Raw genomic sequence first — 19008 nt, forward strand, 5'->3', positions numbered from 1 at the left:
TGCATGCTATCCATCAGCAAAAATCGCGTCAAGCATTTGTTAGCCATGTGCATCGCGCGTACCATGGCCGCCCACCGGGCCAAGCCCGGGAAAACCCGAATCACAGGCTTGACGGATATAAATTCGGGGCACCCAACGCTCACTCGGATTGGGGAAACGCCGGTTTGGGGCGGTTCGTTCATTCGAATTGAAGTTCATGAAACTATTTGACAGACGCAGTTTGAATATTGATAATGCAATCGATTGCAGAACCAAACACTTCCGTACTTTGATGCCCCGGCGCGTCGTGCACCGCAGAGATCGACAAGCCCTATGGAGGAGGCAGCAACATGTCTGAACCGGCTCATGTTCGAGGCACCAACGAACCGTCGCACGCGTCACTGTCCAGCTATGGCATTGACGCGGCGACCGGAGAATTCATTCACCCGCAAGCCGCTCCTTTCTATCCGCATGCGCGCCCCGTCGCGGATAGCCTCGACTATCTCGAGGATCGCCAGTACTGCCACAACATGACCGTCGAAGCCCATTGGCCCATCGTGGTCAGCCCGTCGGTCTGCTGGCAACAGATCATCGACTGGGCCGGCCGGCGCTATATGTACAACTACTTCAAGACGCGCCTGAACATCTATGACATCACCGACCCGCGTGAACTGAAGGTGTTGGTGGACAAGACGTTTTCCGGCGGCGAATCGTTCGGAGCGTCCACCATCGCGTTCAACGCGAAGCTCGGCAAGTGGATCATGCTGCAGTCGGTCGAGGTGCCACGCGGGCTCGGCGCGATGGGCGACGGTGGCAAATATGCAGAACCGGAGCGCGTCGCCGGTCTGATGGCCAAGCCGATGTTTCGGGGTTTTCGCGTCTTCGAACTGACGAGCCCGACCGAGTGGCATCTGCTCGCGGAAGTCAGCACCGACGCGTTGCATCCGCACGGCCGCGTGCAGCAAGGCTCCGGCGCGCTGGATGTGCCGACTTATCACGGGGGCCGGTACGCGTTTATCGCCGCGGCGCCGGACAACACCTTCGTTAATCAGGAATACCCGAATTACGTCTATTCTCCGGCACACTTGATTTATGACCTGGAGGATCCGTGCTATCCGCGGCTCGTCTCCACGTGGTGGGTGCCGGGCCAGCGCCTCGGCGAGGATCGCGCCTACCGGGCCCTGCGCCAGTACGGCAACCATACGTCGTGGCTCGGCGCACGCATGCCGATTGCCGTCAACCCGCCGCTCGAACAGGGTGGCCGTTATGGCTACACGGTCATGGGCGGCCTGGGCTTTCACGTCGTCGACCTTGCGGACCCCGCCAATCCGGTTACCGCAGGCAGCCTCGATCTGCCGTTGAACGTGGGCGGCGTGGAGGGGGACAACGTCGACGCTTCGCGCGCCCACGATCTGAGGATCGTGCTGGTCAACGGCTATCCGATGAATGAAGACGGGTACGAGCCGTACAAGGACATCTTCGTAATCGACGTCAAAGACCCGGCCCACCCAACCCTCGTCGGCGTGCTGCCGCGTCCCGTTCCGCCCGCTGACGCGCCTTACACGGACTTCGTGCTACGCCGCGGCAAGTTCGGCCCCAAGCGTCCCGGCTATTACTTTCAGCCCGGAGATGCCCACTCGGGCATCGCCATTTACCCATTCATGAACGCCGGCATTCAGGTGTTCGATATTCGCGATCCGTCGCACGCCACCATCGCCGCGTACTTCGTGCCGCGCATGACGGGAGATTTTGCCAATACCCACTCATACGCCACGCCGATGGAAAACGTGTTCATCGAATGGGACCGCAAGCTCATCTGGGCCTTCGGCAACACGGGCATCTATCTGCTCACCACGCCGGCGCTGGGTGAACCGCATTTTGGAGCACCGCGAAACTAAAAGCCGTGTTTGAAGCCGCATGGCGCCGCAGATATCTGGCACTACCCCCAATTTCTGAATTGCGTCCACGCACGCATCGCATCGAGGGATAAAAATGAACAGCAGTGTTGTTAAGGCAATCGAACAGATCACCCACCGCCCGCTGCATCTGGCAGGCAGCGAGGCGTTTCGCGAGGCAACGCGCCTGTACGGCTTTTCCGCCGCGCCCGCACACCCGGTGCCGCTTGGCGTGATCCGCTGTGAAAACACCCGGGACGTCGTGGCTGCCATCAAGGCGTCGCGCTCGGTTGGCGTGCCGTTGTCGGTGCGTGGCGGTGGCCACAATGCCTTCGGCTTCGCGTTGTGTCAGGACGGTATCGTGCTCGACATGCGCCAGATGCAGGAGGTGCAGGTCGACCCGGCGCGTCAAGTGACGCGCTGCGGCCCGGGCACGACCTGGGGTGTCTATGACGCGGCTACCCAGTTGCATGGCCTGGCAAGCCCCGGAGGCGTCGTCTCTTCAACCGGCGTGGCCGGCCTCACGCTGGGCGGCGGCATTGGCGCGCTGCGCGGCCTGTTCGGCCTGGCTTGCGACAATCTGCGTTCCGCCGAGGTGGTGCTGGCCGACGGCAGCGTCGTCACAGCCGACTCGACCCGCGAGCCGGATCTGTTCTGGGCGCTGCATGGCGGGGCGAGCAATTTCGGCATCGTCACATCGTTCGAATTCAACGTCCATCCGGTCGGCACCAAGACCGTTACCGGGCCTATCTACTTCGCGTTCGACGAGGCCGTGCGGGTGCTGGCCAATTTCCGCCGCATTGCGCCGGAGCTGCCCGACGCCTGCGCCGTCGAGTTCAATTTCGGCCGCAACAAGGAAGGCCGCACGCAACTGGGCATCATGGTGCGCTTCATGGGCGACATGGCGGCCGCGGAACCGACGCTCAAGCAGATTCGCGCCTGTGGTCACCCGATTGCCGACATGGCGGTCGAACTACCCTACTGCCAGGCGCAGCGCCTGTTGGACCCGAAGGCGCCCTGGGACGATCGTCACTACTGGAAGACCCAGACGCTCAACGGCATGCACGACGAAGTCGTGGAAGCCGTGGTCCACTTCGTTGAAACCAGCCCCTCGCCGCTGGGCAAGATCGTGATCGAACGGCTGGCCGGCCAGATTTGCCGCATCGACGCGGACAGCGCGGCCATCAATTTCCGCCATGCCCCCTATAACGCGATGATCGTGGGGGAATGGAAGGACATCGTCGACGACGAGGTCAACCACGATTGGGTCAAACGCTTCGCAGCGGCACTGGCGCCATTCAACGCTGGCGGCGCCTATACCAACTACATGGCGTCCGACACCACCAACGCCGACATTCGCGCGGCGTTCGGCGAAAAGAAATATCAGCGGCTGCAGCGCATCAAGGCGACCTACGATCCGGAGAACTACTTCGATCGTAACCAGAACATCAAGCCCGCACGGTAATGCCGGAGGCCGGCGGCCCTGTCCCGCCGGCGCTGCCACCTTCAGGAAGGATTTCGTGATGCGAACGCCAGCTGTGGACCGGCTCGTGGCCCTTGGCATGTGCGTCGTGTTGAACGCGTGCGCGACGCCGCAAGCGCGCCAGCACGATGCCGTACTGGCCTGGGTGTCGGGCGAGATGCAATCCGGACCGTTTCCGTCGAATCAGTTCACTGTTGCCGATCCTCATCAACTCACGGGGTTGAGGATCAACCTGCCGATGCCCGACTGTAGCAAGCGTCCCGACGATTGCCACGATACGGCCATTCTCGACCAGCTCGATGGCTTCAGCCTGCGTCCCATGCTGAGCTTGCCATTTGACGGCGCAATCGACCCGGCCAGTGTCACGTCGGCAACGCTGTACTTTGCGGCACTGACATCGGGTGGCGAACTTGCCGATGCACCGCCAATCGGCATCGATCAGGTCGTTTGGTCGCCCAACGCGCACACGCTGTCCGTACGCCCCGCGTCCACGCTCGACGCCTATGCCGGCATCGGAGGCTCACTGACTCTTGCGCCATGAACAACCATGAACGATTGCGACAAGCACCGCCCTTGCGTCCCGCCGGTCAAGCAAACGACAACGCGGCTTACCCTTAACCCACTACCTAGCCTGGGGGCAGCATGACACCTGCACTCTTCATCATGCAGTGCCTGAACGGATTGCAACTGGGCGTGCTGTTGTTCCTGATGGCCGCCGGCCTCACGCTCGTGTTCGGCATCATGAACTTCGTGAACCTCGCGCACGGCTCGCTTTACATGATGGGCGCCTTTATCGCGGCTTCCGTCTATAGCCACACCGGGTCGTTCGCGCTCGCCGCTCTGCTGACCGTCCCGGCCATGCTGCTGCTCGGGATGGTCGTCGAGTTCGTCGCGCTGCGCAGGCTCTATGAGCGCGATCACCTCGACCAGGTGCTCGCCACCTTCGGGTTGATCCTGTTCTTCAACGAACTGGCCCGCATGATCTGGGGCGCCTCGCCCTATTACATGGAAGTGCCGCAGTGGCTCTCGGGCACCGTCGACCTGTTCGGCATCCGGTATCCGGCCTACCGCTTCGCCATTGTCCTGGTTGGCCTCGCCGTTGCCGGCGGGTGCTATCTGCTGATTCACAAGACGCGCTTTGGCATGCTGATCCGCGCGGGCTCCACGCACCGAGCGACGGTCGGTGCGCTCGGCGCGAACATCACGCTGCTGAACTCGCTGCTGTTCGGGCTCGGCGCGCTCCTCGCCGGCGTCGCCGGACTCATGGCCGGACCGATCCTTTCGGTACAGCCGGGCATGGGCGAGCCGATCCTGATCCTGACGATGGTCGTGATCGTCATCGGCGGCATTGGCTCGGTGCGCGGCGCATTTCTTGCCGCATTGATTGTCGGGGTGGCCGACACCATCGGCCGCACGCTGCTGCCGGCGCTGTTGCGCGGCATGCTCAACCGGAGCACGGCGGATACGGCCGGCCCGGCGCTCGCCTCGATGTCGATCTATCTGCTCATGGCGGCCGTGCTGGCAATTCGCCCGCAGGGCCTCTTTCCGGTCAAACACGGGTAATGATGATGCACACGAAGATATCCCCGCGTACCCTCGTGCCTGTCCTGCTGCTCACTGCACTGGCGCTGGTCCCGGTCTACGCCCATCTGGCGCAGCAACCTTTCTATCTCGCCCTGTTCGGCAGGATTGTTATCTTCGCCATCGCGGCTGTCTCACTCGATCTGCTGATCGGCTATGGCGGCATGGTGAGCTTCGGCCATGCCCTGTTCTTCGGCCTCGGCGCGTATGTCGTCGGCATCCTCGCCTATTACGGCGTCGACAATGGCTTCGTTCATCTTGCCGTGACTTTGGCGCTATGCGCGGTAGTGGGCGTCATCACCGGCCTGATTTCCCTGCGCACGTCAGGCATCGCCTTCATCATGATCACCCTCGCCTTCGCGCAGATGTTCTACTTCCTCGCCGTGGGCCTGAAGCAATACGGCGGCGATGACGGCCTGTCGATCGCCTCGGGGAGCCATTTCGGCAGCCTCGCCCTCGACGACCCGAACGTGCTGTACTACGTCGCCTTCGCGGTGCTGTGCGCATGCCTGTGGGCCGGCAGCCGTATTGTGAACGCACGCTTCGGCATGGTCCTGCGCGGTAGCCGCCAGAATGACAGGCGCATGAGGGCGCTGGGCTTCGCAACGCTGCAGTACAAGCTTTTTGCGTATGTCATCAGCGCGATGGTATGCGGAGTGAGCGGCATGCTGAACGCCAACCTGACGCACTTCGTCTCGCCGGCCTATATGACGTGGACGACATCGGGCGACCTGATCGCCATGGTCGTGCTGGGCGGCTTGGGCTCGCTCGTCGGCCCGGTGATCGGCAGCGCCGTGATGCTGACGGTCGAGGAGTTGCTCAAGGGCTACACGGACCACTGGATGATCATCTTTGGACCACTAATCGTGGTCGCCGTGCTGCTCTCCCGCCGTGGACTATATGGATTACTGACAGACCTCGAAGTCCGGATCGCACGCCATGCGCGTGCAGTGGAGAGCAAGGTATGAGCCTGTTGCGTGTGGACCGCCTGGTCAAACGATACGGTGGCCTGACCGCCACGGATCACTTCTGCCTCGAGGTGGCGCCCGGTGAACTGCACGCCATCATCGGCCCGAACGGCGCTGGCAAGAGCACGCTGATCGGCTTGCTCGCCGGCGAGTCGAAGGCCGACGAAGGCACGATCCATTTCGGCGGGCGAGACATTACCTCGATGTCGATCGAACAGCGCGCTCACACGGGTCTGGCGCGCTCTTACCAGATCACGTCCGTGTTCCCCGAATTCACGGCGCTCGAGAATGTCGCTCTCGCGTTCCAGGCGTTGCAGGGCCACAGTTTTCGCTTCTGGCGCGCGGCGGCCAACGACACCGCGCTGATCGAACCGGCCAGAGCCGTGCTCGCGCGCGTGGGCCTCGCCCGCCGCATGCAGGTTCCGGCCGCCGCGCTGGCACACGGCGAACACCGGCAACTGGAGCTTGCGATGGCGCTCGCTGGCGAGCCACGGCTACTGCTGCTCGACGAACCCATGGCAGGCATGAGCCAGGCCGAGTCGGAGCAGATGACCCAACTACTCGCCGACCTGAAAGGCGAACACGCGATGGTGCTCGTCGAACACGATATGGACGCCGTGTTCGCGCTGGCGGACCGCATCACCGTACTCGTCTCCGGCCGCGCGATCGCATGCGGGACGGCCGAGGCGATCCGCTGCAACGCCGACGTGCGCGACGCCTATCTCGGCGACGAGACGCGCAACGAAATGACCGGAGCCACCGAATGAATTCCCTGTTGTCCTTGTGCGGCGTGGACGCATTTTACGGAGCAAGCCAGGCGCTGTTCGGCATGACGCTCGAGATCGAGCGGGGCGCATTCGTCACCCTGCTCGGGCGCAACGGCATGGGCAAGTCCACCACCGTCAAATCGATCACGGGGCTGATACGCGCTGCGAGAGGCGAGATCGTGTTCGACGGCAAAGAGGTGCACACGCTGCCATCGCACCGCATTGCCAGAGCGGGACTCGGTCTCGTGCCCGAGGGCCGCCAGGTGTTCCCCCGCTTGTCGGTGCGCGAAAATCTGCTTGCCACGGCCGCTCGCGGCCATGGCAGGCAGACGCCGTGGACGCTGCAGCGCATCTACGCACTGTTCCCGCGCTTGCAGGAGCGTGAGAAGCACCTCGCGTGCAACCTGTCGGGCGGCGAGCAGCAAATGGTCGCGATCGGCCGCGCCTTGATGACCAATCCGCAATTGCTTATCCTCGATGAGGCGACAGAAGGCCTGGCGCCGTTGATCCGCGGCGAAATCTGGAGTTGCCTGAACGAGCTCAAGGCGAGCGGCTTGTCGATCCTGTGCATCGACAAGAACCTCGCACCGATGCTGGCGCTCGGCGACCGCCATTACGTCGTCGATAAAGGGCGTGTCGCCTGGCAAGGCGATTCGGCGGCATTGCGCCGGGAAATGAGCCAATTGCAGAGCTATCTGGGCGTGTAGGCATCCGGCGCGCGTCAGATTGGCGTTGTTCGTCCTTGCGTTCTATATTCCCTCAAGGAAAGGGGCGCTCAATGCCGCGTCGACGCACTGGCTGCAGCACGGCCCTGATACGGGATGCGCTGGTGCTATCCTCAAAATTCGACTCTCCTATATCTTGCCGCAGCGCATCGCGGATGGCTCGAAGCAGTTCTTCCCTGTCAACCGTTCCATACGTTTACATCTTACGCAGCCAATGTATGGCGCGCAGCGCTTCCTTCATTCGACCAGCGCTTCGGGCACAGCCGCATGCTGCCCATAGACGCCCAGCAGATCGTCGCAGAACGCGCGCACGATGGGCTTTTCCGCAGCGCTGCGCTTGACGGCCAGATGCATCGGCACGTCGAAGCCGAACGTCGTGCGTCCGAGCGCCCGGATCAGGCCACGCTGCTCGAACGGCTCGGCGTGATGCGCGGGCAGATAGCCGATATGGCTGCCCGACAGGATCAGGACCGTGGCGGCGTCGATGCTGTCGGCAATCGCCGTCACCTGCCGGTCGCCGATTCCTGCAAGCTCCTCCGGTATCGGATAGCTGCGCCAGACCCAGTCGTGATCGCGCAGGTCATCTACGTCGACGTGCGGCGCACTATGGAAAAGCGCATGCCCGCGCCCGCAGCACAGCACCTGGCGCTCGCTGAACAGCTCGGTGTAATCGAGGCCCGCCACGAGATGCCAGAAGTAACCGATCGCAATGTCGAGCTGGTTGTTGACGAGGCTTTCCTCGAGTTCCTGAGGCGCCGCGACCTTCATCGTGAAGCGCACGGCCTGATCGCGTTGGCGAAATGCGCCTATCGCTTCCGCGAGCCGCGCGTTCTCGACATGCGAAGCCTGGCCAATCAGGCCGATGCCGAGCGTGCCGACGAGTTTTCGGTCGATATCGCGCACCCTCGCGACGAACTCGGTGGTGGCCGCAACGAGCGCGCGTGCCGAGGGCACGAAGCGTTCGCCCTTCGACGTGAGACGAAAGCCGCCGCGTCCGCGCTCGCAGAGCTTGAAGCCCACGCGCGCCTCGAGCGCCGAGAGCTGCGTGCTGATGGTGGACTGCCGCACGCCTAGCGTCGCTTCGGCCGCGGTGATGCCGCGCGCGTCCACCACGGCGAGAAACACGCGGATGAGCCGCAGGTCGAGATCGGAGGTATTGGAGAACATGCCGCTTATCCCTCACATCGGAAAGCCCATCGCCTTGATACCCTTGATCCACGCGCGCTTCCAGCCGCCTTCGGCGTCGGCGCCGTCGAACGCATGGAACGTGACCTTGGCGGCCAGCCAGCGCGCCGGCTCCGGCGGGATATACGTGGGGCTCTGGTTGGCGATATCGAGCGCGCGCTCGGGGCTGTTGCGGTCGAACAGGATATTCAGGCCCATGAACGCGCCGAAGCGGCTTGCCGCGACGCCAAAGCCCGTGTAGCCCGCCACGAAAACGGCCTTGTCGTTCAGATAGCGCTTCGCGAACACGGAGCCGCGCGAGCAGTAGTCGATCGGGCCACCCCACGCATGGGAGAAGCGCACGTCGGCAAGCTGCGGGAAGGTGCGGTAAAACGCCTGCGCGAGCCGGTAGTAGGTCTCCGCCTTCTGGTCCTTCGGGGGATTCGGATCGCCGTCGAAGTGATAGCTCACGAGTCCGCCGAAGATGATGTTGTTGTTCTTCGTGAGGCGGAAGTAATTGAGCTGCGTACGCGTGTCGTAAATGCCCTGGCGATTCTTCCAGCCGATACGCGCGAGCTGTTCTTCGGTGAGCGGCTCGGTGGCCAGCACGTGGTCGCGCACCTGCAGCACGCGCCGGTTGATATCAGGAATGCCAACCTTTGCCGTACCGCTGCCGAACACCACGCGCGGCGCGCGCACGCTGCCTTCGGGCGTCTTCACGTAGACAGTCTGGCCTTCGTCGATGACATCGATGAGGGGCGTGTGCTCATGGAGCTTCACGCCGAGCGAAAGCGCCGCGCGCTTGAGGCCCCACGCAAGCTTGGCCGGATGCACGATGCCGCTGCGATTGCGCGACCACAGCGCGCCGGCGAACAGCGTCGAATCGAGTTGCGCGCGCGTCGCATCGCCATCGAGCAGAACGACATCGTGCCCGTAGCGGGTGTGCAGTTCATAGTCGCCTCGCAAGTGCTCGATGTGCCCGGGATCGACCGCCACCGTCATTTCGCCGTTCCATTCGATGTCGGCGTCGATGTTGTAGCGCTTGAGCGTTTCTTCGAAGCCGTCGAGATTGTGATGGCCAAATTCTTCAAGCTGCGCAATATCGTTGGGGAATACCCGCACGGCATTGGGCAAGCCATGCATCACCGAAGTCGAGATGATGCCGCCCGCGCGGCCTGACGCGCCGTGCGCGACCTTGCCCGCCTCGATCAGCACGACATTCAGATGCGGCATCTGCTCCCTGGCCTGCACGGCGGCCCAGAGCCCCGTAAAGCCGCCGCCGACGATCAGCAGATCGGCCTCTACGTTGGCGGTGAGCCTGGATTCGGTCGGCGGCTCGGCGGGGTTGTCGAGCCAGTACGGAAAGAACCGTGTGCGCGAAAGCGCCTCTTGCACGCTGAGCGTGACACGCGGGCGCGATTCGACTTCAACTTCTGCAGGGGTACTCATGATTGGCTTCACTGCACGAAACGGGAGAAACAAAGCCGCCTCCCGTGGGAGGCGGCTCGCCATGGTCCTTAGTCCTGTTCGAGCACGACGTAGAACTTCTTCGCGTCCTCGAGGGTTTCCCAGCGGCCTGCAAAGCCGGCGGGCAGGAGGTAGCCCTGGCCAGCCGTGAATTCCTTGCGAGCGCCGTTCGCGTCGGACAACGCGATCTTGCCTTCCACGAGCCATACCGCTTCGTCGGCGGTCGTGGCCGGGAAATCCACCGCGCCGACCTTGCCTTCCCACCAGCCGATCACGTAGTTGTTGTTCTTGCCGACCGTGGCACGCCAGTCGCTTTCGTCCATGCCGTACTCCAGCCTGGTGAATTCGCCGATGCCAGCGCCCAGCGGCACGATGTCCTGAATCAGTTTGCTCATTTGCGTCGCTTCCGGTTGATTGAGTGACGCCAAAGTTACCGACTGGCGCGGCCGCGGTATGCCCCCCCTCAGGGGGGGCAAGCGATGTTTTGCTGCCCAATTTTGCGTTTTTGGCAGCCAATAGCCTTCGGCTATAATGAATCAGCCATCAAGAATGGGCGCGCCATGCTGCTCAACGTCCCTCCGCTCAACCGCGATCAACCGAACTTTCCGCTCTCGTTCAAGACCCTCGGCAATGTAATCGAGGCCGTCGGCACGCCCGATTTCGTGCCGCGTCTTACGCTGCTGCTCAACGAGGTCGTGCCCGTCAATGTCGTGCATATCGAGCGTTCGCGCGCGGACAGCACGATGCCCACGGGCTTTCGCTGCGAATGGATCGGCAGTGGCGGGGTCGGAATGGATTCGGGTGCGATCTCGGACGTGATGACCCTGTACTACGACCGCTTCTACGAAAGCGATCCGCTGTTCGCGGGCATTCGCGGCAAGCTCGGCACGATGCTGGTGGTGCGCGACATCGGCGCGATACCGCCGGGCGAATTCCGCCAGCGGCTCTTCGACGAGGCGCGCATTGCCCACGAATGCGTGCTCGCACGCGGCACGCGCCACGCGCAGGATTCCATCGCGCTCGAACGCGGGCTGCGCGAACCGCCGTTTACGCTCATGGAAATGAACCGTTTTCGCAGCGTGAGCGAGTTTCTGTTTCCGCTGCTCGAACTGCACGCCTCCACGAGCGCGGCCCGGCGCATCGCCCATGCGGCTCCGTTCATGCATCCGCTCGCGCAGTTCGACGCGCGCATTGCGGCAGACAGCGTGCGCCTTTCCAAACGCGAATACGAAACCTGCGCGCACCTCATCACGGGCAAGACTGTGCCCGAAGCCGCGCAGATCCTCGGCGTGCAGGTGGCCACTGCCGAATCGTACGTGAAGCGCGCCTTCGCGAAACTGGGCGTGCGCACCAAACGCGAGTTGATCGCCTGGGGCCACGCCGCCGTTTAGCCACGGTGGTTAGCCACGCTGCTTAGTCAATTAAGAGCGCACATACATCGATTTCCATCGATGTAAACATCTCAACTTAAATATTTGGCCGCGCGGGATCTCCCCTACCATCGCCCGATCGATTTGACTCTAACGATCGGAGACACACCAGATGGAGCGCCAGTTCAACCAGCCGCAGGGCGGCAACGAGATGCCGAGGTTCGGCGGCATCGCCACCATGATGCGCCTGCCGCAGGCCGAGACCACCGAGGGCCTCGACGTCTGCTTCGTGGGCGTGCCGCTCGATATCGGCACCTCGAACCGTTCCGGCACGCGCTTCGGGCCGCGCCAGATCCGCTCGGAATCGGTACTGCTGCGGCCGTACAACATGGCCACGCGCGCGGCGCCGTTCGATTCGCTGCAGGTGGCCGATATCGGTGACGTCGCAACGAATCCGTACGACCTGAAGGATTCGATTCGTCTGATCGAAGCGGCGTACGACCGCATCGTCGAGACGGGTTGCCGCCCGATCACGCTCGGCGGCGACCACACGATCGCATGGCCGATCCTGCGCGCGCTGCACAAGAAATACGGCAAGGTCGCCGTCGTCCACATCGACGCTCACGCCGACGTGAACGACACCATGTTCGGCGAAAAGATCGCGCACGGCACGCCGTTTCGCCGCGCCGTCGAGGATGGCCTCCTGCAATGCGACAAGGTCACGCAAATCGGCCTGCGCGGCACCGGCTATCACGCCGAAGATTTCGACTGGTGCCGCAAGCAGGGTTTCACCGTCGTGCAGGCCGAGGACTGCTGGAACCGCTCGCTCGCGCCGCTCATGGAAGAGGTGCGCGCACGCGTGGGCGACACGCCCGTGTACCTGAGCTTCGATATCGACGGGCTCGACCCCGCCTTCGCGCCCGGCACCGGCACGCCCGAGGTGGGCGGACTGACCGTGCACCAGGGCCTCGAAATCGTGCGCGGCATGAAGGGGCTCAACGTGGTGGGCGCCGATCTCGTCGAAGTCTCGCCGCCGTACGACCAGGCCGGCACGACCGCGCTCGTAGGCGCGAATCTCGCCTTCGAAATGCTTTGCATCATGCCCGGCGTGGCTTACCGTTAGGACGCGAGGAGACACATCATGGCTACGAATACCGAACGTCAGATCGACGGCGAGGCCTTTGTGCTGCCCGCCGCAATGATTGCGGGCACAACTTTTCGCGCAGCGGACAGCGAAGTGTGCTCGCGCATCTGCAACGCGGCCACGGGCGCAACGATCGGCTGGCAGGAGCACGCCACGGCCGAGATGGTCGATCGCGCCGTGCACGCCGCGCACGATGCACTCATCGCGTGGCGGCACACGACGCCCGCCGCGCGCGGCAGGCTGCTGCGCAAGATCGCCGAGTTGCTGGAAGCCGACCGCGCACGCCTCGCTGCCATGCAGATGCAGGTGAGCGGCAAGCCACCGTTCGAAGCGGACCTCGACGTGAGCGACGCCATCGCGACGTTCAACTACTACGCTGGCCTGTGCGAAGACGCGTCGGTGTTCGCCGCGGAACCGGTCGCGCTGCCGGACGATGCGCTGCTGGCCGAACGCTTGCACGAACCGGTTGGCGTCGCGGCGCTGATCGTGCCGTGGAATTTCCCGATGGTCACGACGGCATGGAAACTCGCACCCGCGTTGGCCGCGGGCTGCACGGTCGTCATCAAGCCTTCGGAACTCACCTCGCCCTCCGAGCACATGCTCGCCGCGATCGTGAGCGAAGCGGGCGTGCCGGATGGCGTCGTGAACGTGGTCAACGGCGGCGGCGAAGTCGGCGCATGGCTGACGACGCATCCGCTCGTCGACAAGATCTCGTTCACCGGCAGCACAGCGTCGGGCCGCAAGGTCATGCAGGCCGCCGCGCAGGACATGAAGCGCCTCACGCTCGAACTGGGCGGCAAGTCCGCGCTGATCGTGCGCGAAGACGCCGACGTGGTGCAGGCCGTCTCGCTCGCGGTGGGCGGCGCGTTCACCAACGCCGGGCAGATGTGCTCGGCCACCGCGCGCATCCTCGTGCACGACAACGTGTATCGCAAGTTCATGGCCGCGTTCGAGACAGCGGTGCGAGCCATCGTGGTCGCGTCGCCTCAGGGTGCGGACGCAGCGATGGGACCGCTCATCAGCGCGGCGCAGCACGCGCGCGTGGCCGCGCTCGTGGCGCAAGGCGTTGAGGCGGGCGCACAGATCGCGTTCGCCGGCCAGCTCGATCCCGCATGCGCCGATGGCTTCTTCATGGCGCCCGTCGTCATCGCGGAACCCGCGGCGGACAACGTGCTCTGGACCGACGAGATCTTCGGTCCTGTCGCGTGCGTGAAATCATTCCGTTCGGATGACGAAGCAATTACCCTCGCCAACGATACGCGTTACGGACTGGTCGCCACGGTCGTGACGAGCGACGAAAAGGCCGCGCGACGCTACAAGGCACAGCTGCGCGCCGGGCTCGTCTGGGTCAACACCCCGCAACTGATCTTTCCGCAAGTGTGCTGGGGCGGCTTCGGCCTGAGCGGCATCGGCCGCGAACTGGGCGTCGCGGGCTTGCGCAGCTACCAGGAATTGCGGCACACGGTCGGCCTGCGCGCCTGACCGCTTCATGCCGGCTTCATGCCCCGCCTCGCGCGGGCTGGATCGCGGCCTCGCACGCAAGGTGCGCGGCGGCGACGCTTTGACGGGCGGCGCGGCCGTAGGCGGCGCGGCGGGGGTGGCGGCTCGCGTGGCATAATTCCCGCACTATTTCCGCCACTTCACGCCGTGCGCCGATTCCATCTCAGGCTGGGCAGTCTACTGGGGACGCTTGCGCTCCTCATGGCGACGCTCGCGCCCTTGGTTTCGCACCTGCTTGCCGCCCAGGCCATGCAGACGGCACCCGGCACGGTGGAACGCGCGCCCTGCGGCATGCCTTCGATGGAGCGCCACGTTCACGGCACGAGCGGCACATCAGGCGCGCACGCCACGAACGCGACGTCCGGCGACATGCAGGACTGCGGCTATTGCAGCTTCTTCGCGCACCTGCCCGTCGTGTCCGGCGTACCCGTGGCGCTGTTCGTCGTCGGCCGGCTCGTGCAGTCGCGCATCGCGGCGCAGTTCGAAAGCGTTCGCCTCGTCGCGCCCGCGAGCCACATCCACGCACGCGCCCCACCCCTGTCCTGACTGGATCGATCCGGCCAACCCCGGACGACGCGCCCAGCGTGTCGCCGGGCCTGCACGCGCGCCGCCCTGGCTCGCGCGCGTGCCTCGCTCCTCGACAGGACAACTCATGTCTGACCAATCGCCGTCCGGCCGCATGGCGCCGGGCGTGCTTGCCCCCATTCGCGCGCTGACCCGGTTCATCGGCTGCGCGCTGCTGCTCGGACCGTGCGCGGCCCATGCTCACGCCATCGCGGGCGACCGCGTTTTCCCCTCCACGCTCTCCGTCGACGACCCCGGCGTCGGCGACGAAGCCAACCTCGAATTCGGGCACCAGCGCGTGCCGGGCGACGCCGGCGACCAAAGCATCAACACCTTCAGCTTCGAGTACGACAAGCTCATCACGCCGCGGCTCGCCTTCTCCGTGGACGGCAGCTACGTCATGCAGAACAACCCCACCGCGCGCGGCTTCGACAACTTCGGCGTGGGGCTCAAGTACCTGCTCTACGTGAACGACGCGCATGAATTCATGACGTCGGTCGGCGTGAACGCCGAACTCGGCGGCACAGGCAGCCGCGCGATCGCCGCCAACTTCTCGACGATCTCGCCCACGGTCTTCGCCGGCAAGGGCATGGGCGATCTGCCCGACTCGCTCGCATGGCTGCGGCCCATCGCCATCACGGGCGAAGCGGGACCGTCGTTCACGACCGGCGGCGGCCAGCCGAACTCGTTCGACTATGGATTCACGTTCCAGTACAGCCTGCCCTACCTGCAACAGCACGTACACGACCTCGGCTTGCCGCAGCCGTTTTCCAGCCTCATCCCGCTGGTCGAAGTGCCCCTCTCGCGCAGCCAGGGACAAATGACCGGGACCGTCAACCCCGGCTTCATCTGGATGAACCGTTACGGCCAGCTCGGCATCGAAGCGCAGATCCCGATCAACCGGGCAAGCGGCTCGCATGTCGGCATCCTCGCGCAGGTGCACATCTTCTTCGACGATGTCGCGCCGCGCACGATCGGCAAGCCGCTGTTCCAGTAAGCCCGCACATTCACACAGGAATATCGCCATGAAACTCGCTACATTGCGCACGGCCGTCGCTTCGGTCGCGCTGCTCGCCGCCCACCTCGCGTGGGCGCACGCCTATCCGAAGCATCAGGAACCGCCTGCTGGATCGACCGCGCCGGCCACGCTCAACGCCGTCGTGATCGACTTCGACGACGGGCTCGAACCCACCTTCAGTTCCATCGACGTAACCGACACACAGGGCAAATCCGTCATTCGCGACAAGGCCAAGGTCGATGCGGGCAACAACAAGCGCATGTCGGTTGCGCTGAACGCGTTGACGCCGGGAAAGTATTCGGTGGTGTGGGTCGCGGTTGCCGCCGATGGGCATCGTACGACCGGGCATTACTCGTTCGACGTGAAGTGAACGCGTAACGACGAGATGAGGCCATGCTGCGACTTCTTGCGCTTTCGCAGCGTGGCTCGTTGGTGATTTTCTGGGAGGGCGCCGGCTTACTGCGGCGTGGTGGCGGTAAAGGCTTCGGGCGAGCCGTTCAAGGCGTCGTACAGCTCCCCAACGGGCGAGTCGCCGATTTCGTTATGGATATAGGCGGTAAACGTACGATCGTAGAGCGCGCGCCCGGCGTTGGTTTCCATCGTCATGTCGAAGCCGTTGAGAACCAGGCCGGCGATTTCGTCGGCTTCGAGCAGGATGTGTTCAGCTTTCTTTCGTTCCATGGTAGTGCTCCGGTACTGCAGGATCATGCAATTTTAAGGGGAACGGCGCAGAAATGCTGGCAAAAAAAACGGGGGCGATTCGGCTTCGTTCCCGCAATGCGGCATACGCCGATTCACCGGAATGCTTAGTTATCCGATCAATCTCCGAAGCACCCTCACCACGACGGTTTAGACGCCCCGGGCGGGAGCTCACCGAGGATCCCGGAAAAAGCCGCTCGGCGGCCGGCGGGGGCGCATGGCGGCGCGTGCGGGAAAACGCTAATGCCCCGCCTGCCGCCCGCTATCTAGCGGCAAAAAGTTCGACTGCGCGAATGCGAGCGCCGGAACCAGAGCGACGGCGATGACGAAAGCGGCTTTGATCGACAAGTTCATGTTCTTACACTTCTAGCTTTAGGCTAGCCGCAGCGCTTGCTGCAGCGACGAAGTTAGTATTCGACACCAGGGTAAATACTTGGGCTATTGAATTAAAACGCCGACGTGTTGAGTCTTTCGTAAAGTCACGGCGGGCGGCGCTCAGACCGTGCAGAGCGCCGCGTGCAGGCTACGAGGTCAGAAGCTGTGACGAATGGCGGCACGCACCACGACCTGGCGGGAAGTGGACGAGAGATCCTGCGCGCCGGGCACATAAGCCTGGTCGAGCGATGAGCCGGTTTTGTCGCCCGCCACGAGCTGGAATGCGCCCTGCAGATACACGTCCGTGCGTTTCGAGAGGTTGTAGTCGGCCATCAGACCCACGGAGTGGATCGATGGCTTCACGCTGCCTGTCGTCGCGACATAGTGTTCGAGCGTGTAGACATAGTCGGCGCCGACGTAGAAAGCCGGCGTCAGCTGATACTTGCCGTTCACCTCGAAATTCTGATACCTGAGCGACGTCACCCGGCCGCCGGCGAGCGGCCCCGCCACCGGCTGGATCGTCTCGTCGCCGGTGAGATACCCAACGTTCGCCACAGGCTGGCCGATGTACGTATTGGTGTACGCGAAGCCGACCGTTGCCGACCCAGCCGTGTAGCTCACGCCAGCGCCAAAAATCTGCAGACGCGACGAAGCGAAATTGCCGTCCGCGCCGTTCGTACTGCTCGCGCCCGCAATCGCGCCGCCCGAGGTCAGCGCGGGGTTGCTGGCGTTCAGGTAGGCCGCGGCGATGAGCCAGCCGCCCACCGTGTATTGCGCCCCCACGCTCACCGCGCGATTGTTCGCGAAGTTCGTGTCGTTGCTGAAACTGTACGTGCCGCCGAACGAGAAGCCGCCGAACGTCGGGCTCGCGTATTTGATCGTGTTGTTCAGGCGAAAGGTGTTGTCGGTATTGTCGTTGTCGTAGGGGTGCGAGAACAGGTAGCCGCCCCAGTTGCCGTTCGCCGTCGTCTGCGCGAGATAGTCCACCACGGCGTCGTACTGACGCCCGAGCGTGAGCGTGCCGTAGCGTTCATTGGCGAGACCGACATACGCCTGGCGTCCGAAGGCGCGGCCGCCTTGTGCCAGCGCCCCGTTGCTCGCATTGAAGCCACTTTCGATCTGAAAGACCGCGCTGTTGCCGCCGCCCAGGTCTTCAGTGCCCTTCAGGCCCCAGCGGCTGCCTTGGGCGTAGCCGCTCGTCATTTCGTAGACGGCGTGACCGCCCACGTTGTTCGTATAGTCAATACCCTCGTCGATCAGACCGTACAGGGTCACGCTGCTTTGCGCAAAGGCTGGCGCCGTCGCACCGCACAGCGCCATGACGCAAACGATCTTCCTCTTTCTCATATGTCTTCCATTTTTATAAGCCATACTAACTATCAACCGAATACACAGCCCTCTTGTCCTCGCCATGGCGGACCGCACGCCTTGCGCCCGCTGTGGTCAATTGCGCGGCCCGTCGGGCGTTATTTCGAACCGTAGATATCGAAGTCGAAGTACTTCTTGTTGATACGCGCGTAGGTGCCGTTTGCAAGAATGTCGGCGAGCGCGCCGTTGAAGGCTTCGCGCAGTTCGGTATCCTGCTTGCGCAGGCCGAGACCGTCGCCCTGACCAAAGAACTTCGGGTCGTCGATGGCCTGGCCCGCGAAGGTGAAGTCCTTGCCTTCAGGGCGCTTCAGAAAGCCGTCGCTTGCGGCGATCGACGCCTGAAACGCAGCGTCCAGACGGCCCGACGTCAGATCGGCATAGACCTGGTCCTGGTTTTGATAGGGGACGATCTCCACGCCCGCGGGCTGCCACTTCGCGCGCGCGTAATCTTCCTGACTCGTGCCCTGCTCCACGCCCACGCGCTTTCCCTTGAGCGAGGCGGCATCGGGCAGGAGCGGCGAGCCGCGGCGCACGACGAGCCGCGCGGGCGCATTCGAGATCTTGTTCGTGAAGGCGATCTGCTCCGCGCGCTTGGGCGTGATCGTCATCGACGAAGAGATGACGTCGAACTTGCGCGCGATGAGGCCTGGAATCATGCCGTCGAAGCTCGTTTCCACCCATACACAATGCGCGTTCAGTTGCGCGCACAACGCATTGGCAATGTCCACGCCAAAGCCAGTAAGCTTGCCGTCCGGCGTTTTGTATTCGAGCGGCGGGTAAGTGGGATCGACCGCGAGCCGGATCTCCCGGCCCTTCAGGTCCACCGCGTGCGCCTGTCCCGCCGTTGCCGCGGCAGCGAGCGCCAGCGAAAGCGCCATCGTCCATTGCTTCATTTGCCTGTCTCCTTCGTGTCATTTCGGTTGCTTCAATTGCTTCGGTGG

Annotated in this window: 19 protein-coding genes; 13 read left to right on the forward strand and 6 right to left on the reverse strand. The window is 63.7% G+C overall.

Annotated features, from left to right (window positions below; translation table 11 throughout):
* Nucleotides 1-329 precede the first annotated feature (329 nt).
* From M3A49_RS02115 to M3A49_RS02145, 7 genes are all read left to right on the forward strand, one after another.
* Nucleotides 330-1877 carry an LVIVD repeat-containing protein gene (locus M3A49_RS02115; protein WP_266227298.1) on the forward strand — a complete coding sequence of 516 codons (1548 nt, stop codon included), beginning with the start codon at nt 330-332 and terminating at the stop codon, nt 1875-1877.
* A 94-nt stretch (nt 1878-1971) separates the two neighbouring features.
* Nucleotides 1972-3339, forward strand: a complete 1368-nt coding sequence (locus M3A49_RS02120) for an FAD-binding oxidoreductase (protein ID WP_266227299.1) — start codon at nt 1972-1974, stop codon at nt 3337-3339.
* 58 nt (nt 3340-3397) lie between these two features.
* Entirely contained in the window at nt 3398-3898 is a 501-nt protein-coding gene (locus M3A49_RS02125) for a hypothetical protein (protein ID WP_266227300.1), read from the forward strand.
* 101 nt (nt 3899-3999) lie between these two features.
* Complete coding sequence (locus M3A49_RS02130) at nt 4000-4920, forward strand: branched-chain amino acid ABC transporter permease (RefSeq protein WP_266227301.1); 921 nt, start codon at nt 4000-4002, stop codon at nt 4918-4920.
* A gap of 35 nt (nt 4921-4955) precedes the next feature.
* Nucleotides 4956-5906: a branched-chain amino acid ABC transporter permease gene (locus M3A49_RS02135; RefSeq protein WP_266227302.1), complete on the forward strand. Its 951-nt coding sequence runs from the start codon at nt 4956-4958 to the stop codon at nt 5904-5906.
* On the forward strand, nt 5903-6673 hold the full coding sequence (locus tag M3A49_RS02140) for an ABC transporter ATP-binding protein (protein ID WP_266227303.1): 771 nt from the start codon (nt 5903-5905) through the stop codon (nt 6671-6673). Before M3A49_RS02135 ends, M3A49_RS02140 begins: the two co-directional genes overlap by 4 nt.
* Entirely contained in the window at nt 6670-7380 is a 711-nt protein-coding gene (locus M3A49_RS02145; protein ID WP_266227304.1) for an ABC transporter ATP-binding protein, read from the forward strand. Before M3A49_RS02140 ends, M3A49_RS02145 begins: the two co-directional genes overlap by 4 nt.
* Nucleotides 7381-7635: 255 nt before the next feature.
* On the opposite strand, the gene M3A49_RS02150 is transcribed toward M3A49_RS02145, so the two are convergent.
* From M3A49_RS02150 to M3A49_RS02160, 3 genes are all read right to left on the reverse strand, one after another.
* Nucleotides 7636-8565, reverse strand: a complete 930-nt coding sequence (locus M3A49_RS02150) for a LysR family transcriptional regulator (protein WP_266227305.1) — start codon at nt 8563-8565, stop codon at nt 7636-7638.
* A gap of 12 nt (nt 8566-8577) precedes the next feature.
* A complete protein-coding gene (locus M3A49_RS02155) occupies nt 8578-10011 on the reverse strand; it encodes an NAD(P)/FAD-dependent oxidoreductase (protein ID WP_266227306.1) in 1434 nt (477 codons plus the stop codon).
* A 68-nt stretch (nt 10012-10079) separates the two neighbouring features.
* A complete protein-coding gene (locus tag M3A49_RS02160; RefSeq protein ID WP_266227307.1) occupies nt 10080-10424 on the reverse strand; it encodes a cupin domain-containing protein in 345 nt (114 codons plus the stop codon).
* A 165-nt stretch (nt 10425-10589) separates the two neighbouring features.
* Here M3A49_RS02160 and M3A49_RS02165 point away from each other — a divergent pair, with 165 nt between their 5' ends.
* The 6 genes from M3A49_RS02165 (at nt 10590) to M3A49_RS02190 (ending at nt 15995) form a co-directional block, all read left to right on the forward strand.
* Nucleotides 10590-11420 (forward strand): helix-turn-helix transcriptional regulator, encoded by an 831-nt coding sequence (locus M3A49_RS02165; protein ID WP_254354068.1) that lies wholly within the window; start codon nt 10590-10592, stop codon nt 11418-11420.
* A 151-nt stretch (nt 11421-11571) separates the two neighbouring features.
* Nucleotides 11572-12522: an agmatinase gene (gene speB, locus M3A49_RS02170; RefSeq protein WP_266227308.1), complete on the forward strand. Its 951-nt coding sequence runs from the start codon at nt 11572-11574 to the stop codon at nt 12520-12522.
* 18 nt (nt 12523-12540) lie between these two features.
* Entirely contained in the window at nt 12541-14025 is a 1485-nt protein-coding gene (locus M3A49_RS02175; protein WP_416338901.1) for an aldehyde dehydrogenase family protein, read from the forward strand.
* Nucleotides 14026-14043: 18 nt separating this feature from the next.
* Nucleotides 14044-14589 carry a DUF2946 domain-containing protein gene (locus tag M3A49_RS02180; protein WP_266227309.1) on the forward strand — a complete coding sequence of 182 codons (546 nt, stop codon included), beginning with the start codon at nt 14044-14046 and terminating at the stop codon, nt 14587-14589.
* Nucleotides 14590-14722: 133 nt separating this feature from the next.
* Nucleotides 14723-15604 carry a hypothetical protein gene (locus tag M3A49_RS02185; protein WP_266227344.1) on the forward strand — a complete coding sequence of 294 codons (882 nt, stop codon included), beginning with the start codon at nt 14723-14725 and terminating at the stop codon, nt 15602-15604.
* Between the two features lie 28 nt (nt 15605-15632).
* Entirely contained in the window at nt 15633-15995 is a 363-nt protein-coding gene (locus M3A49_RS02190) for a copper resistance protein CopC (RefSeq protein WP_266227310.1), read from the forward strand.
* Between the two features lie 86 nt (nt 15996-16081).
* Here M3A49_RS02190 and M3A49_RS02195 read toward each other — a convergent pair whose 3' ends face one another.
* The 3 genes from M3A49_RS02195 to M3A49_RS02205 all read right to left on the reverse strand — a co-directional run bounded on the left by M3A49_RS02195 (nt 16082) and on the right by M3A49_RS02205 (nt 18960).
* On the reverse strand, nt 16082-16306 hold the full coding sequence (locus M3A49_RS02195) for a hypothetical protein (protein WP_266227311.1): 225 nt from the start codon (nt 16304-16306) through the stop codon (nt 16082-16084).
* 549 nt (nt 16307-16855) lie between these two features.
* The gene (locus M3A49_RS02200) at nt 16856-18046 is read right to left on the reverse strand and encodes a porin (protein WP_266227312.1); all 1191 of its coding nucleotides are present in this window, start codon (nt 18044-18046) and stop codon (nt 16856-16858) included.
* A 119-nt stretch (nt 18047-18165) separates the two neighbouring features.
* Complete coding sequence (locus M3A49_RS02205; protein ID WP_266227313.1) at nt 18166-18960, reverse strand: ABC transporter substrate-binding protein; 795 nt, start codon at nt 18958-18960, stop codon at nt 18166-18168.
* Nucleotides 18961-19008 lie beyond the last annotated feature (48 nt).

Source organism: Paraburkholderia sp. CNPSo 3076, assembly GCF_026343935.1.
Taxonomy (GTDB): domain Bacteria; phylum Pseudomonadota; class Gammaproteobacteria; order Burkholderiales; family Burkholderiaceae; genus Paraburkholderia; species Paraburkholderia nodosa.

Bases quoted from the DNA above. Each gene is read 5' to 3' on its own strand.
- M3A49_RS02115 (WP_266227298.1), top strand. From the start codon at position 330: ATGTCTGAACCGGCTCATGTTCGAGGCACCAACGAACCGTCGCACGCG.
- M3A49_RS02120 (WP_266227299.1), top strand. From the start codon at position 1,972: ATGAACAGCAGTGTTGTTAAGGCAATCGAACAGATCACCCACCGCCCG.
- M3A49_RS02125 (WP_266227300.1), top strand. From the start codon at position 3,398: ATGCGAACGCCAGCTGTGGACCGGCTCGTGGCCCTTGGCATGTGCGTC.
- M3A49_RS02130 (WP_266227301.1), top strand. From the start codon at position 4,000: ATGACACCTGCACTCTTCATCATGCAGTGCCTGAACGGATTGCAACTG.
- M3A49_RS02140 (WP_266227303.1), top strand. From the start codon at position 5,903: ATGAGCCTGTTGCGTGTGGACCGCCTGGTCAAACGATACGGTGGCCTG.
- M3A49_RS02145 (WP_266227304.1), top strand. From the start codon at position 6,670: ATGAATTCCCTGTTGTCCTTGTGCGGCGTGGACGCATTTTACGGAGCA.
- M3A49_RS02150 (WP_266227305.1), bottom strand. From the start codon at position 8,565: ATGTTCTCCAATACCTCCGATCTCGACCTGCGGCTCATCCGCGTGTTT.
- M3A49_RS02155 (WP_266227306.1), bottom strand. From the start codon at position 10,011: ATGAGTACCCCTGCAGAAGTTGAAGTCGAATCGCGCCCGCGTGTCACG.
- M3A49_RS02160 (WP_266227307.1), bottom strand. From the start codon at position 10,424: ATGAGCAAACTGATTCAGGACATCGTGCCGCTGGGCGCTGGCATCGGC.
- M3A49_RS02165 (WP_254354068.1), top strand. From the start codon at position 10,590: ATGCTGCTCAACGTCCCTCCGCTCAACCGCGATCAACCGAACTTTCCG.
- speB (WP_266227308.1), top strand. From the start codon at position 11,572: ATGGAGCGCCAGTTCAACCAGCCGCAGGGCGGCAACGAGATGCCGAGG.
- M3A49_RS02175 (WP_416338901.1), top strand. From the start codon at position 12,541: ATGGCTACGAATACCGAACGTCAGATCGACGGCGAGGCCTTTGTGCTG.
- M3A49_RS02180 (WP_266227309.1), top strand. From the start codon at position 14,044: ATGCCCCGCCTCGCGCGGGCTGGATCGCGGCCTCGCACGCAAGGTGCG.
- M3A49_RS02185 (WP_266227344.1), top strand. From the start codon at position 14,723: ATGGCGCCGGGCGTGCTTGCCCCCATTCGCGCGCTGACCCGGTTCATC.
- M3A49_RS02190 (WP_266227310.1), top strand. From the start codon at position 15,633: ATGAAACTCGCTACATTGCGCACGGCCGTCGCTTCGGTCGCGCTGCTC.
- M3A49_RS02195 (WP_266227311.1), bottom strand. From the start codon at position 16,306: ATGGAACGAAAGAAAGCTGAACACATCCTGCTCGAAGCCGACGAAATC.
- M3A49_RS02200 (WP_266227312.1), bottom strand. From the start codon at position 18,046: ATGAGAAAGAGGAAGATCGTTTGCGTCATGGCGCTGTGCGGTGCGACG.
- M3A49_RS02205 (WP_266227313.1), bottom strand. From the start codon at position 18,960: ATGAAGCAATGGACGATGGCGCTTTCGCTGGCGCTCGCTGCCGCGGCA.